Origin of the sequence: Micromonospora auratinigra, from assembly GCF_900089595.1 — a bacterium.
GTDB lineage: Bacteria > Actinomycetota > Actinomycetes > Mycobacteriales > Micromonosporaceae > Micromonospora > Micromonospora auratinigra.
In genome coordinates this window covers 6,105,292-6,117,864 of sequence record NZ_LT594323.1, presented here as the reverse complement: position 1 = coordinate 6,117,864, position 12,573 = coordinate 6,105,292, and the positions used below count along the sequence as shown (strand labels likewise).

At 72.5% G+C, this 12,573-nt stretch carries 16 protein-coding genes; 6 read left to right on the top strand and 10 right to left on the bottom strand.

The genetic code is table 11. The annotated features are described in order from the left end of the window. Nucleotides 1-75 precede the first annotated feature (75 nt). Nucleotides 76-1,551 carry an ATP-binding protein gene (locus tag GA0070611_RS27955; protein WP_091671005.1) on the bottom strand — a complete coding sequence of 492 codons (1,476 nt, stop codon included), beginning with the start codon at nucleotides 1,549-1,551 and terminating at the stop codon, nucleotides 76-78. 436 nt (nucleotides 1,552-1,987) lie between these two features. Further along, the gene (locus GA0070611_RS27950; RefSeq protein ID WP_091671002.1) at nucleotides 1,988-2,764 is read right to left on the bottom strand and encodes a PPOX class F420-dependent oxidoreductase; all 777 of its coding nucleotides are present in this window, start codon (nucleotides 2,762-2,764) and stop codon (nucleotides 1,988-1,990) included. Nucleotides 2,765-2,885: 121 nt separating this feature from the next. Between GA0070611_RS27950 and GA0070611_RS27945 the strand changes: the two genes are divergently transcribed. Next, the gene (locus GA0070611_RS27945; protein ID WP_091670998.1) at nucleotides 2,886-3,845 is read left to right on the top strand and encodes a hypothetical protein; all 960 of its coding nucleotides are present in this window, start codon (nucleotides 2,886-2,888) and stop codon (nucleotides 3,843-3,845) included. A 58-nt stretch (nucleotides 3,846-3,903) separates the two neighbouring features. On the opposite strand, the gene GA0070611_RS27940 is transcribed toward GA0070611_RS27945, so the two are convergent. The 3 genes from GA0070611_RS27940 to GA0070611_RS27930 all read right to left on the bottom strand — a co-directional run bounded on the left by GA0070611_RS27940 (nucleotide 3,904) and on the right by GA0070611_RS27930 (nucleotide 6,243). After that, nucleotides 3,904-4,275 carry a YciI family protein gene (locus GA0070611_RS27940; protein ID WP_091670995.1) on the bottom strand — a complete coding sequence of 124 codons (372 nt, stop codon included), beginning with the start codon at nucleotides 4,273-4,275 and terminating at the stop codon, nucleotides 3,904-3,906. A gap of 2 nt (nucleotides 4,276-4,277) precedes the next feature. Continuing rightward, nucleotides 4,278-4,925, bottom strand: a complete 648-nt coding sequence (locus GA0070611_RS27935; protein ID WP_091673547.1) for a DUF998 domain-containing protein — start codon at nucleotides 4,923-4,925, stop codon at nucleotides 4,278-4,280. Nucleotides 4,926-4,992: 67 nt separating this feature from the next. After that, nucleotides 4,993-6,243, bottom strand: a complete 1,251-nt coding sequence (locus GA0070611_RS27930; RefSeq protein ID WP_091670992.1) for an RNA polymerase sigma factor — start codon at nucleotides 6,241-6,243, stop codon at nucleotides 4,993-4,995. Nucleotides 6,244-6,294: 51 nt separating this feature from the next. On the opposite strand from GA0070611_RS27930, the gene GA0070611_RS27925 reads away from it, so the two are divergent. Genes GA0070611_RS27925 through GA0070611_RS27915 form a run of 3 tightly spaced genes read left to right on the top strand, consistent with a single transcriptional unit; the run spans nucleotide 6,295 to nucleotide 7,993 of the window. Beyond that, nucleotides 6,295-6,690 (top strand): hypothetical protein, encoded by a 396-nt coding sequence (locus GA0070611_RS27925; protein ID WP_091670989.1) that lies wholly within the window; start codon nucleotides 6,295-6,297, stop codon nucleotides 6,688-6,690. A 40-nt stretch (nucleotides 6,691-6,730) separates the two neighbouring features. After that, complete coding sequence (locus tag GA0070611_RS27920) at nucleotides 6,731-7,246, top strand: hypothetical protein (protein ID WP_091670985.1); 516 nt, start codon at nucleotides 6,731-6,733, stop codon at nucleotides 7,244-7,246. A gap of 12 nt (nucleotides 7,247-7,258) precedes the next feature. Further along, complete coding sequence (locus GA0070611_RS27915) at nucleotides 7,259-7,993, top strand: YqjF family protein (RefSeq protein ID WP_091670980.1); 735 nt, start codon at nucleotides 7,259-7,261, stop codon at nucleotides 7,991-7,993. Between the two features lie 126 nt (nucleotides 7,994-8,119). Here GA0070611_RS27915 and yidD (GA0070611_RS32550) read toward each other — a convergent pair whose 3' ends face one another. From yidD (GA0070611_RS32550) to yidD (GA0070611_RS27895), 4 genes are all read right to left on the bottom strand, one after another. Then, a complete protein-coding gene (yidD, locus tag GA0070611_RS32550; protein WP_407940394.1) occupies nucleotides 8,120-8,557 on the bottom strand; it encodes a membrane protein insertion efficiency factor YidD in 438 nt (145 codons plus the stop codon). A gap of 143 nt (nucleotides 8,558-8,700) precedes the next feature. After that, complete coding sequence (locus tag GA0070611_RS27905) at nucleotides 8,701-9,087, bottom strand: GntR family transcriptional regulator (protein WP_091670973.1); 387 nt, start codon at nucleotides 9,085-9,087, stop codon at nucleotides 8,701-8,703. Further along, nucleotides 9,084-9,941, bottom strand: coding sequence for a hypothetical protein (locus tag GA0070611_RS27900; protein ID WP_091670969.1), 858 nt, complete (start codon nucleotides 9,939-9,941; stop codon nucleotides 9,084-9,086). The genes GA0070611_RS27905 and GA0070611_RS27900 overlap by 4 nt, the downstream gene beginning before the upstream one ends. An 82-nt stretch (nucleotides 9,942-10,023) precedes the next feature. Continuing rightward, nucleotides 10,024-10,401, bottom strand: a complete 378-nt coding sequence (yidD, locus tag GA0070611_RS27895; RefSeq protein ID WP_231921246.1) for a membrane protein insertion efficiency factor YidD — start codon at nucleotides 10,399-10,401, stop codon at nucleotides 10,024-10,026. 74 nt (nucleotides 10,402-10,475) lie between these two features. Here yidD (GA0070611_RS27895) and GA0070611_RS27890 point away from each other — a divergent pair, with 74 nt between their 5' ends. Next, nucleotides 10,476-10,943 carry a hypothetical protein gene (locus GA0070611_RS27890; RefSeq protein ID WP_231921245.1) on the top strand — a complete coding sequence of 156 codons (468 nt, stop codon included), beginning with the start codon at nucleotides 10,476-10,478 and terminating at the stop codon, nucleotides 10,941-10,943. Then, complete coding sequence (locus tag GA0070611_RS27885; RefSeq protein WP_091670961.1) at nucleotides 10,940-11,293, top strand: hypothetical protein; 354 nt, start codon at nucleotides 10,940-10,942, stop codon at nucleotides 11,291-11,293. Before GA0070611_RS27890 ends, GA0070611_RS27885 begins: the two co-directional genes overlap by 4 nt. A 56-nt stretch (nucleotides 11,294-11,349) precedes the next feature. On the opposite strand, the gene GA0070611_RS27880 is transcribed toward GA0070611_RS27885, so the two are convergent. Further along, entirely contained in the window at nucleotides 11,350-12,519 is a 1,170-nt protein-coding gene (locus GA0070611_RS27880; protein WP_091670957.1) for a phosphotransferase family protein, read from the bottom strand. Nucleotides 12,520-12,573 lie beyond the last annotated feature (54 nt).

The window sequence follows — 12,573 nt, the reverse complement described above, 5'->3', positions numbered from 1 at the left end:
GGGACCTCCAGCAGGCGGAGCGGAGACAGCATCGAGCAGAGTAGGCAGGAGACACCACCGATGGCGACCCCGGCCTCATCTGCTCCAGAAGCCCTGCAACTGGTCGAAGGGGGGCATGGTCCGCAGTCGCTCGCGCGCGGCGGCCGGCGAACGTCCGCCCGAGACGAGCGACTCGTAGATGCGCTGCGCTACCTCGGTCGCCGCCTCATCAGCGCGGCCGGGTCCACCGAACGGCTCCGGGTCGTCGCTAGTGTCCGTCTCGTGCATCACGCGGAGCGCGGCGACGGGCACGGTCTCCTCCAAGAGACGTATCAAAGCCCGTACATCTGCTGCGCTATTGCCACCAGCTCTCAGGGCTGCTTGGACCAGCGGGTGGCTGCGGTTAATCTTACAGTTGATCTTGCCATCGGGCCGGCGCACGTGCCACGCGTAGGCCAGCGGATCGCCATGAGTTCGCGCAGCGACCTGCCCCCGATGCCTCAGCACGTCCGCAGCCTTCGCGCGGGCTTGTCTTGCGATGCGTTCAAGATGCGGGCGCAACCCGACAGGCGGGACCACAGAGGACTTTCTTACGTCAACGCCCCATTCGGCGTCCGCTTCGGCCGGAATGTCGACGGCGATACGCGCCAGGTTGTACTTCTCCTCCCGTCGCATTCTTCTGTACCCCAACCAGTCGCCCGCCAAGATCAGGCGGTTGCGGCGGTAGACATAGAAGCCCTGCTGATCAAGCCAGCCGCGTGGCCCCCCAGCCCTGCTGTACTCCCCCGAGGTAAGCCTGTGGGCGCTGGGAAGAACGAAGGCTTCCACCCGAACGGCAACTCTGCCGAGAGGCAGCTCCTCGGCGGGAAGGCGCTGGACCGAGGGGTGGTTGCTCATGAACGGATCCCAGGGCTCCACTGTGGCTCCGGACACTTGCAGGTTTCGGCGCCGACTTCCGCTGAGGAAGCGGGCGAAGACCATTCCCAGGTGTGATTCGGTACGCGCCACCTCAGCGTAGAACTGCGTCTGAATCCGTTCATCGTCCTCGCTGACGTCATCAGCGTGGTAGCCGTTGAGCCGTCGCCAGAGCACGACGGTGCCGTGGTCGGCGCCACCCCGAAGCCTGTCCAGCACGGCGGTCGTGGCTTGGTCCGTGCCGTGAAGCAGCCGCCATTCGCCGGAGTTCTCGACAACGTCGAGGTCCCAGGTTCGTACGTGCCACTCACCAGCGGTAGCAGCGGCCACTGAGAGCTGTCGCGCCTGCGAGAACGAGGCCGACTTCAGGCCCACACCGAAGCGGCCCAGGTCGGTGGAGGAGCGCTTCGTCTTGGGTCCCCGGGCTGCCACAGTCATGGCTGTCACAAGCTCCTCGGCACTCATGCCCCTGCCGTCATCGACCACCGCGATCCATGAGTCCCGTCCGGCCCAGGTAAACGTAACGTCGATATTTCGGGCACCAGCCGAGACGCTGTTGTCTACAAGATCGGCGACGGCTGCCGGCAGTGAGTAGCCCAGGGAGCTGAGCGAGGCCACCATGCCGGCAGGTTCAGGGGCCGCAATGTCGTACGTCATGGATCGCTTCAGCCTGCTTCCCGACAGGGCCTACTTGACGTGCAGACCACCCGCATGATCCAGGAGACCAACGGGCAAACAAGGGCATGAGGGCTCTTCGGTCCTCTAAGGAACGCACATGCCACCTGACAGCCCGGATGGTAGTGGAGGCGTAGGACGTGCACGCTAGTGCACAGGACCAGGGGCTGCATCTACTTGTGTGCATCGCCAGACACGGCGGTGCGTGGAGACTGCCGGTCGGACTCGGCAGCGCCGAGGCGGCGGCGCTCAGCCCGTCTCGCCGGTCAGGTGGAGTGCTTGGGCGCTGTTGAGGTCGGACTTACTGCAATGCCCTACCAATCGGGTAGCTGCAGGGACGGTTTGGGCGATCGAGATCAGTAAACGTGACGACGCCCGATCATCCGACCGGCCATCCACCCTGCCCCGCAAGGGCCGATCACTGCCGAGGATTGAGTACAAAGTGAACGGTTCGGCCGGTCTTCGCTCGGCCGAACCGGTGTGCCAGCGGCACCAGCACCCCCTGCAACAGCGGATGCTTCCGCCGCAGCGCCCGCACCGCCAACGCAGCCTCCGCCTCCTCCAACCGCCGCGCCGTCGCCTCCACGGCAGGCCCGGTCACCCGCCCCCGCGTCGTCGACGGTGCCAACAACACCCGCGGGTTGTTCCGCATCCGCCGTGTCTTCCACGCCTTCTCGAAGCTGCGCACGTACGCCCGCTCCCCCACCACCGCCACGCTCAACGGAGTCGCGACCGCCGTCCCGTCCCGCTTGTACGTCGTCAGCACCGCCGTCTTCTGCCGGACGAACGGCACCCAGATCGGGGCGGGCGTCGGGTCGACGTACCCGGTGACCCAGCCCAGTTCGCGCAGCCGCAGCACCAGCGCGACCAGGGCGAGCCCGGCGGTGGCCAGCACCAGCAGCGTCTGGGTGACGGAGCCGCCGAGGTCGTGGTCGACGGCGTGCGAGACGGTGTGCGCGGCGGCCCCGACCAGGTAGCCGGCGAGCGCGACGGCCAGCGCGTCCGACCAGATGAGCGCGAGCAGCAGGCTGGCGGCGATGCCGAGCTGGAACGCCCCGACGTCGTGCACGAAGTGCTCGCTGGGTGGGAAGTTGACCGCCTCGCTGAGCGAGGTGGGTGCGGTCAGCGCCCAGCCGCCGACCACCAGGGACGCGAGACCGAGCAGGGCGGTGACCGCGCGGACGATGCCTCTCATACCGGTCCTGACGAGGACGCCGGCGTAACAGTGACGTCCACGGGTGGAAATACTCTCCGTCAACCCGTGACAACTCTTCGACTATGGTGATCTATCCCAGTAGTCGCGGAAGGGACGGCCTGTGAGCTTCGCCTTGACGACCATCGCCCCCGACAGCCTCACCGAGAAGCTCGCCCTGACCGTGATCGGCGCGATCCTCGGCATCCTCGGGGCGTACGTGGTCGATCGGCTCAAGGCGCGGCGCGAACCCTTGCGGCGGCTGTCCTACGAGGTCGAGGTCGCGCGGGCGCTGATCGAGGTGCAGCCGGACATCCGATCCCGGGTGAAGATCCTCTACAGCGGACGCGAGGTGGGCGACCTCGCCCACGTCCGGTGCCGGATCACGAACACCGGCAACCGGGTGGTGAAGAACCACCACCTGCGGTTCACCTTCCCGGAGCGCGCGACGCTGCTGGAGGCGTACCTCGCTCCGGAACCCGAACCGGAACTCGGCGTCACCCTCGTCGGCGAGTCGCACCATCCGCAGGCGGAACGCCGGTACCGCATCGACCACCTGGAGCACGGCGAGTCGGTGACGTACAACTTCGTCACCGCCGGCGGGGACTTCCGCGGCTGGCGGCCCCGGTCGCACAACGACGAGGGGGACGTGGCCTTCCAGCGCCGGGGTGTCGAGGCGGCCAAGGAGGACGCGGAGCACATCACCCGGTTCCTGCTGATCCTGATCGTCTACTTCCTGGCCACCGCCGTGGCCGGCTCGGTGTCGTTCGGATACCTCACCGACCTGCTGCAGCTCACCGTGCACGTGGCGGCGATCGTGGCGCTGGCCCCGCACCTGCTGCCGACGGTCCGGGTGGTGCAGCGGCTGCTCGCCCGGCAAGCCACCGGCGTGCCCGGCACGGTCACGAACGTGGTCGCGGGCGACGACGGGAGCGTGGTGGTCCTGCACGGCTCCACCGTCACCGACCTGCGGATCAAGACGGACAACGACGACGAGCCCCGCAACGTGCACCTGATCATTCCGGCGCAGCAGGGCCCGTTCGGTCCGCCACCGGAAGGGCCGGAGCGGCGCCGCAGTTCGTGACGGCGGAAGGCGGCACGCAGCCGCCTTCCGCCCGCCGGAGCACCCGCGGGTGCCCGGCTCAGCCCGGGTGCGGCCCCTCGTTGACCCGCCGTACGTCGACCTCCACGTCCAGGCCGCTCTGCACGAACACGTCGACGAACCGTTTCGCCCACTCCACCGCCTCCTCCTTCGACCGCACGTCGACCAGTCCGAAGCCGGCGATCAGCTCCTTGGTCTCGGTGAACGGCCCGTCGGTGACGGTCTTCTTCCCCTTCGTCGCGGTGATCCGCGCCGAGTCGTCGCTGCTCTTGCAGAGCCCTTCGGCGGCGAGCAGGATGCCGGCCCGGTTGGCCTCCGTCACGAACTCCCCCATCCGCGCCAGGAACTCCGGGGACGGCTCGAAGTTGCGGGGTTCGGCCTCGTCGAGCCGGTGCATCAACAGGTAGCGCATGGTCAGTGGTTCCTCTCGATCAGGACGTGGACGAAGACGGCCGTGAGCCAGCCGAAGACGATGAGTGCGCCGAGCACCATCTGGACGCTGATGGCGACCTCCGGCAGGGCCATCACGGCGATGGTCGCCACGGCGGCGGCGACCGACAGCACCGCCCCCAGCCGCCCGAACCGGCGGGCCAGCACCAGGCAGGCCACGATCAGCGACCCGAAGGAGAGCATCGCCCCGACGCCGTGGCCGTAGGAGTGCCAGCTCATCGTCTCCGGCTCGCCCGCCGGGGCGCCCGCCGGCCAGCCCATGCTCGGGTCGGGCCGCAGCAGCCCGGCGACGATCAGGCCGACGCCGAGGACGGCCACCAGCGCCGGCCCCCACGTGCCGGCCTGACCGCCGCGCAGCGCCCGCCGCAGCCCGGCCGCGCCGGCGAGGGCCAGCAGCCCGGACAGCACGAAGTTGGCGATCTGGATCCACCCGTGCTCGCCGAGCGTGAGCAGGCTCAGCGGCTGCCGGCTCAGGTCGAAACCGTCGCGGGTGTACGCCTGGACCAGGCCCAGCCCCAGGAACAGCGGCCCGACGGCGGCACCGGCGGTGAGCAGGGCGGCGGTCGGGACGGCCCGGGTCGTCCCGGGGCGGGTCAGTGTCGTACTGGTCATCTCGATCTCCTCGTCGGTGGTTCTCACTGACGCGTCGTGCGAGGTGGCCGGGATCCGACATCGGGTCTCACAATTTTTCCGCACCGCATGCGGCGGCCCGCTCCAGCAGCAGCGCGCGTTCCCGGGCGTTGCCGGTGAGCGCGGCGGCCCGTGCGAACTCGGCCCGGGCCTCGTCGTGCCGACCCAGCTTGAACAGCAGGTCACCGAGCACGCTGGGCAGCAGGTGGTAGCCGGCGAGCGCCGGTTCGTCGGCCAGCGCGCGAGCCAGCGCCAGGCCGGCGGCGGGGCCGTGGGCCTGGGCGACGGCGACGGCCCGGTTCAGCTCGATCACCGGCGACGGCACGAGCCGCGCCAGCTCCGCGTACCGGTCCGCGATCCGCGCCCAGTCGGTCTCGGCGGGGGTACGCGCCCGCGCGTGGCAGGCGGCGATCTCGGCCTGCAGGGCGTACGGGCCGGGGTCAGCGGTGCGGGCCCGGTCGAGGGCGGCGAGGCCGCGGCCGATGAGGATCCGGTCCCAGCGGCTGCGGTCCTGGTCGTTGAGGAGCACGGGTTCCCCGTCGGGGCCGGTACGCGCCCGGGTGCGCGACGCCTGGATCTCCAGCAGCGCGGCGAGGCCGTGCACCTCGGGTTCGTCGGGCATCAGCCCCTGCAACAGCCGGGCCAGGCGCAACGCCTCCTGGCACAGGGTGGGACGCATCCAGTCGTCGCCGGCGGTGGCCGCGTACCCCTCGTTGAAGATCAGGTAGACGACCTCCAGGACGGAGTCGAGGCGGTCGGCGCGCTCGGCCGGGCCCGGCACCTCGAACGGCACCTTGGCGGTGGCGAGGGTCTGCTTGGCCCGGGTGATCCGCTGCCCGACGGTGGGTTCGGTGGTGAGGAAGGCGCGGGCGATCTCGCCGGTGCTGAGCCCGCCGAGCAGCCGCAGGGTGAGGGCGGCGCGGGCGATCGGCGACAGGACCGGGTGGCAGGCGACGAAGATCAGGCGCAGCAGGTCGTCCTCGATCCGCTCCCCCGCGTCGAGGTCGTCGGTGACCTGGTCGTCGAGGTCGCGGCCGAGTTCGGCGAGCGTACGCCGGCGGGTCTGTTCGCGGCGCAGCGCATCCACGGCGCGGCGCTTGCCGACGGTGACCAGCCACGCGCCGGGGTTGGCCGGCACGCCGTCGTGCGGCCACCGTTGCAGGGCGGCGACGAGCGCGTCCTGGGCGAGTTCCTCGGCGAGGCCGACGTCGCGCACCACCGCCGCGATGGCGGCGATCACCCGGCCGGCCTCCATCCGCCACACGGTATCCACGCTGCGGCGCACGTCGGGGTCGCTCATCGGCCCATCCCAGCAGCCCGGTCCGACATTGGCCAGGAGGATGATGCGCTGGTGGACGAGGACGAGTGGTACGCCCGGCACGGCCTGCACCCCGCCGACCCGGAGCCGGTACGCGAGCTGCTGCGCCAGCAGACCGCCCTCGGACCGTCGAACGACAGTCTCCTGATCCACCTGGCCGCGACCCAGCTCTTCCTGCGCGGTGACCTCGCCGACGTGCTGCTGATCTGGCGGGCCGAGCGGTCCAGCTTCGACGCCGGCTGCTCGGTGGAGTGGCAGTTGCTCTGCGGTGCCGGCCGGGAGCGCACCCTCGACCACCTGCGCACCCTCGGCACGGCGGAGGCCGACGAGGTGCTGGCGTACCTGGCCGAGTGCGACCCCGAGGACGTGGCGGACTTCGACGTGGCGGAGCGGTCCCGCTGGTACGAGCACTACTACGCGGGGGCGTAACTCGGGCGACGCCGGGCCCGGCGGAGGTTACGGTCGGCCGGTGAGCCGACGGCGTTACCGGTACGTGGGCCCGCCGGAGATCGCCGCCGCTGCGACTGACCAGAGCACGGGTCGGCCGATGCGCTCGACGACAGACTTCCGGGCCTGGGTGGACCGGGTCGATCCGCGGGAGCTGGCGGAGCCGTTCACGTACGTGGTCGACGTCGACGGGGTGCTGCGGCTCGCGCCGCGCCACAGCGAGCACGTGGCGTGCGCCGGCGGCGGCCCGGTGCTGGCCGCCGGGGAGGTGACGTTCGTCCGGCGTACGGGCGGCGCGGCGGTCGTGGAGGTCACCAACCAGTCGACCGGGTACTGCCCGGAGCCGTCGTGCTGGCCGGCGGTGGCGGAGGCGCTGGACCGGGCGGGGCTCGACCGTCCGGGCGGGTTCACGGCCGAGTTCGTCTTCCGATGCTGCCCCCGGTGTGCCGAGCTGAACGTGGTCAAGGAGGCCGTCTTCGTCTGCGCGATGTGCGGCGACGACCTGCCGGCGAGCTGGAACCTGGGTGCGCCGGCGTAGCAGGATGGCGGGGTGGAGATCGAGCCGGTCGACGCCGAGCCCACCCGCACGTTCCCGTGGGCGAGCCTGCGGCAGGGCTGGCAGGACCTGACGTTCCTGCACTGGGCGGTCGACCCGGAGGTGGTCGCGCCGCTGCTGCCCGCCGGCACCCGCCCGGACATCCTGGACGGGGTCACCTATGTGGGGCTGATCGGGTTCCGGATGGTCGGGCTCGGTTTCGCGCGCGGCCCGGGGGTGCCGTACTTCGGCACGTTCTGGGAGACCAACGTGCGGTTGTACTCGGTGGACGCTCACGGGCGGCGGGCGGTGGTGTTCCGGTCGCTGGACGCGTCGCGGCTGGTGCCGGTGCTGGTGGCGCAGCTGAGCCTGCGGCTGCCGTACAAGTGGTCGTGGATGCGGCTGGAGCGCGACGGCGACCGCCTCACCTACCGCTGCCGGCGCCGCTGGCCCGGCCCGCCGGGCGCGGCGAGCCGCATCGAGGTCCGGGTGGGCGAGCCGATCGCCGAGCCGACGCCGCTGGAACACTTCCTCACCGCGCGCTGGGGCCTGCACACCCGGGCGTACGGGCGCAGCCTGCACCTGCCGAACTGGCATCCGCGCTGGCCGTTGCACCGGGCGGAGCTGCTGCACCTCGACGACGACCTGGTGACGGCGGCCGGGCTGCCGGCGGTGTCGGGGCCGCCGGTGAGCGTGCTCTACTCCCCCGGCGTCCCGGTCGTCTTCGGCGGCCCGTCGACGCTGCGCTGAACAGCGCTTCGCCGGTGCTCCGCTGAGCAGCCGGCCGGTCGACGCTGCGGTGAGCGGCGGTTGTCGGCGCTCCGCTGAACAGCCGGCCCGGCGGCGGTGCGGTGAGCGGCGGGCCGGCCGGGCGCGTCAGCGCAGCGGGTCGTGGGTGCCGCGCGGCACGTGCGGCTTGCAGCGGCGGACCCGGTCGGCGGCGAGCCGGCCACCCGCCGCGAGGCCGTACCGCTCCACTGCGGCCAGCCCGTAGGCGCTGCACGTGGGAGTGAAGCGGCACTGGCCGGGCCAGCGATGCGACAGCCAACGCCGGTAGGCGAGGATCGCGGCCCGGCCGGCCCGGTCGACCGCCGGGGCGCGGACCACGCCGGCCGTCACCGCGCCGAGGGTGAGCAGGAACGAGAAGAGCCCGAAGTCGCAACCGCCCGGGCCGTCGCAGTCGCAGCCCGGCAGGTCACAGTCGGGCAGGTCGCAGCCCGGCAGGTCGTCACAGCCGGGGACGTCGCAGGAGGCGACGTCGCAGTTCCCCCCGTCCCGGTCCTTCTTCGGCTGCTCGTCCTCGTCGTCGATCACGACGACATGGTGCGACACCCGTGCCAGCGCCTGCCGACCCGAGCGACCATCCGGCGCGGCGCTCGCCCTGCCCGGCGGTCCCGGCCCGGTGGACCGCCGGAGCGCTCATCCCGGCGGCGCAGGCCGACGAACCGCCGAAGCGCTCATCCGTCGGCGTTCCAGGCTCGGCGGATCGCGTCCAGGGCCGCCTCGCGGTCCGCGCCGAGCAGCCGGGCCTGCCGCAGGTACGCGGCGGCGTGCCGGTCGAGGGCGTCCCGGCACTCGTCGGCGCGCGGTGCGGCCCGCTCGGCGACCCGGGTGCCGCCGCCCCGGCGGGAGCGGACCAGGCCGGCGCTCTCCAGCTCCCGGTAGGTGCGGGCGACGGTGCCGACGGCCAGCCCGAGGTCACCGGCGAGCTGGCGCAGCGGGGGCAGCCGCTCCCCCGCCGGCAGCACCCCGGCGACGATCAGCTCGGTGAGCTGCCGGCGTAGCTGCTCGTACGGGGGCGTGGGGTCGTCGGTGTCGACCCGCAGGGTCGGCGACGAGTTCACGCGGGCACCGGCTCGGCCACGGTGACCGAGGTGGCGGGGCGCAGCACGGCAGCGGCGCTCCACGTCAGCAGGGCGAGCCAGGCGGGGACGAGCAGCACCAGCAGCGTCGCGGCGGCGGTCCACCACAGTGGGCGGCACGGGCTGGCCAGCAGGCCGGACACGGTGAACGGGGTGAGGCCGAGCAGCGGGATGGCGATCAGCACGCCCACCGCGCCGGTGACCACCGTGGCGGAGCGGTGGCGTTCGGCGTCGTCGGTGGCCCGCTCGTCGGGAGCCTGCGGGCGGGGCCGGCCGACGACCCGGCGCAGCGCCAGTACGCCGATCAGCACGCCGACGCCGGCCACCAGCAGCAGCGGCAGGCTGTAGAAGGAGCCGGCCCACGGCCCGTGCGAGCCGGCGACCGTGCCGCAGTCGTAGGCGAGGACACGACCGGCGCGGCCCTGGTCGTCGGGGGACGCGGCGGCCGTGGTCGCGCTCGACAGGGCGGCCAGGGCCAGCCCGGCGACGACGACCGCCCTGGCCGGGCGGCGCGGCAGGTGGTGCCGGAGCTGGCGGGTCTCCAGGGCGGCCTGCCGGGTCGAGCCGGTCGGGCGCAGTGCCCGGCTCTCCCCGGCCACCACCCCGGCGAGCAGGCAGAGCCCGAACAGCGGCGCGGCCAGCAGCACGCCCCGGCCCAGCGGATCGAGGCCGGCGGCCAGCACGGCGACCACCGTGCCGACCGCGCAGCCGGCCACCCGCCAGCGTCGCCGGGTACGCGCCGGCGGCGCGGTCGCCACCGCCGGCCCTCGTGCCGGGGCCAGCGCGACGGCCAGCAGCGGCAGCACCAGGAGCGCGACGACCACCGTGCCAACCATGGAACCACTCCCTTGCATCAAGCCGTTGACACAAGGAGCGTGAGACATTCCGCCGCTTGTGTCAACGACTTGTTACAAACCCTCAGCGCAGCGGGTCGTGGGTGCCGCGCGGGACGTGCGGCTTGCAGCGGCGCAGCCGGTCGGCGGCGAGCCGGCCACCCGCCGCGAGGCCGTACCTCTCCACCGCGGCCAGGCCGTAGGCGCTGCACGTGGGGGTGAAGCGGCACTGGCCGGGCCAGCGGTGCGACAGCCAGCGCCGGTAGCCGAGGATCGCCGCCCGGCCCGCCCGGTCCACTCCGGGCGTACGGACCACACCGGCGGCGACCGAACCCAGCGTCAGCAGGAACGAGAAGAGCCCGAAGTCGCAGCAGTCCGGGCCGTCACAGTCGCAGCCGTCGCAGTCGCACCAGTCGTTGTGCTTCTTCTTCTTGTGATGGTGCTTGCGCTTGAAGTCGATCACCACGCCATGATGCGACATCCACGCCAGCCACCGACAGAGAGCGCCTCGCCCACTTCTGAAGTAGTATTGATGTCATGTCGATGCCGTCGGAGTCCGTGCCGTTCTCCGAACTGCTGCGCCAGCCCGCAGAGACCGCTGAGCGGCTGACCCGTGCCCGGGCGGTGCGGCTGCGACGCCGTGACGCTGCCGACCTGGTGCTGATGTCCGCTGACCGGGCCGAGGCTGAAGGGGAGGTGGTGGACCTGACCGCCCGGCTGCTGGCGAGTCTGGTCCGCCGAGACCCCGGCCTGGTACGCGAGGCGCTGCCTACTGTGCTGCCCTGGGTGCGTTTCCTGCCGCCCGCCGACGCCACGCAGATGGCAGGCGAGTTCGTCGCAACCGCCGAGGCCGCCGCCGCAGTGGGCAACACCGCGGCGCTGTCGCAACTACTCGCCGAGTGGCGGCACACCGCCGAGATCCACGCCGACCCCGACCTGCATCGCGTTCTGGCCGCGCCGAGCGCCGACGACTTCGGGCTGGTCACGCGCCCGGACGACGAGTGAGCGCCAAACGCGGCGACCGAGCCGCGCCACCGCCACGCCCCGGTGGCTACACGCTGCGCTTCGCCACCAACGACGCGGCCAAGGGCTGGGAAGAGCTGTGTCGCCAGGCCGCAGCCAACACCCGCGCCGCGTTCGACGCCATTGAGGCCATCCCATGCCCCGCACCACCGACCAGCCGCCAGCACCCGCTCAAAGGCTCCCTCGCTGCCGGGGTGCACAACGGCAAGACGCTGCCGCAGTGGCAGTGCGAGGTCACCGCCGGTGGCCGCGTCTGGTATCTCGTGGACCACGACGCCCGCACCTGTTGGATCAAGCACGCAGGCACCGGACACCCCAGAGCCACCGATTAGCAGCAGCGGCCCGACCCCCGATCGGCACGCTTCGACCGCCGGACGCGAGCCCCCTGTCAGGCCAGTCCTGCGGCACGCTCCAGGCAGGCCGGGACGTCGTCGCGGTGGTACGGGTGCTCGCTCGGTTCGATGTTGGCCAGGAACATCGCGTACACGGCGGCCAGCCGCAGCGCTGCGACCGGCCGCAGCAGGTCGACGGCGCGCTCCGGGTCGCTGTCGGGGCGCTCGGCACGCCAGCGGGCGGCCCAGGCGGCGACCAGCGGCGCGGTGTCGATCTCGTCGAGGCCCTCGGTCAGCTCCAGGATGTCGAAGGCGGGATGCCCGACGAACGCGTCGCCCCAGTCGATGATCGTGCGGCTGCGGCCGTCGCCGCGCACGTTGCCGGGGTGCAGGTCGCCGTGCACGAGGGTGTCGGGCAGGCCGCACGCGCGCACCCGGTCCATCCGGGCGTCGAGATCGGCGAGCAGGTCGGCAACGACCGAGGTGTCGTGGCCGGCGAGCCGGTCGCGGATCCACCGGGCCAGCGTCGGGCCGCGCAGATCGGGGACGCCGGCCGCCACCAATGCATCCGCGTCGCCGATGGCCCGGCGCTGCACGGTGTGCTGGTCGGCGGCGATGGCGGCACGCTCGGCCTGGTCGGCGGCGTACCGGTCGTCGCCGGGAATGTGGTCGAGCAGGATCCGGCCGGTGTCGTCGGCGGCGAGCAGGGTCGGGGCGAGGTCGGGGGTAGCGGTGGCGAGCCAGCGCAGCACGGCGGCCTCGTGCCGGAAGAACGCGGGCACCTGCTTGAGCCAGGCGCTGCCCTGCGGCCCGTCGAGCCGCCAGATCGCCGACAGGTTCCAGCTGCGCTGCTGGTTGACGCCGGTCACCGGCCGGCCGAGCCGGTCGAGTTCGCGCTTGGCCCAGGCCAGGCTGCGGGCCGGGCCGCCGGGCTGCGCCCACGGGGCGCGCCGTGGCTGCGGCGCGAGGTCCACGGTCACCGGTGCCAGGGGTACGCGCGGCGGCGCGCCCACCTCGGCCAGGTAGCTGACGCACCCGCCCGGTGGGGCGGCCCGGTCGGCGGTGAGCAGCCGCAGCACGCTCACCTCGACGCCGTACCGCCGGCGTGCCCCGTCGACGATCGAGCCGACCTCCTGCCACCACGGCTCCGGCACGCCGAACGACGGCAACGCCCCGAGCGGGGTACCAGCGGAATCGACCAGCGCGAGAGTCACGGTGCGGGACACCGCTGCACGGTAACCGCCACCGCCCCACCGAGCGACGGGATATCCCGCGCCACC

Bases quoted from the DNA above. Each gene is read 5' to 3' on its own strand.
- GA0070611_RS27955 (WP_091671005.1), bottom strand. From the start codon at position 1,551: ATGACGTACGACATTGCGGCCCCTGAACCTGCCGGCATGGTGGCCTCG.
- GA0070611_RS27890 (WP_231921245.1), top strand. From the start codon at position 10,476: ATGTCGATGCCGTCGGAGTCCGTGCCGTTCTCCGAACTGCTGCGCCAG.
- GA0070611_RS27935 (WP_091673547.1), bottom strand. From the start codon at position 4,925: ATGACCAGTACGACACTGACCCGCCCCGGGACGACCCGGGCCGTCCCG.
- GA0070611_RS27930 (WP_091670992.1), bottom strand. From the start codon at position 6,243: ATGAGCGACCCCGACGTGCGCCGCAGCGTGGATACCGTGTGGCGGATG.
- GA0070611_RS27950 (WP_091671002.1), bottom strand. From the start codon at position 2,764: ATGAGAGGCATCGTCCGCGCGGTCACCGCCCTGCTCGGTCTCGCGTCC.
- GA0070611_RS27900 (WP_091670969.1), bottom strand. From the start codon at position 9,941: ATGGTTGGCACGGTGGTCGTCGCGCTCCTGGTGCTGCCGCTGCTGGCC.
- GA0070611_RS27940 (WP_091670995.1), bottom strand. From the start codon at position 4,275: ATGCGCTACCTGTTGATGCACCGGCTCGACGAGGCCGAACCCCGCAAC.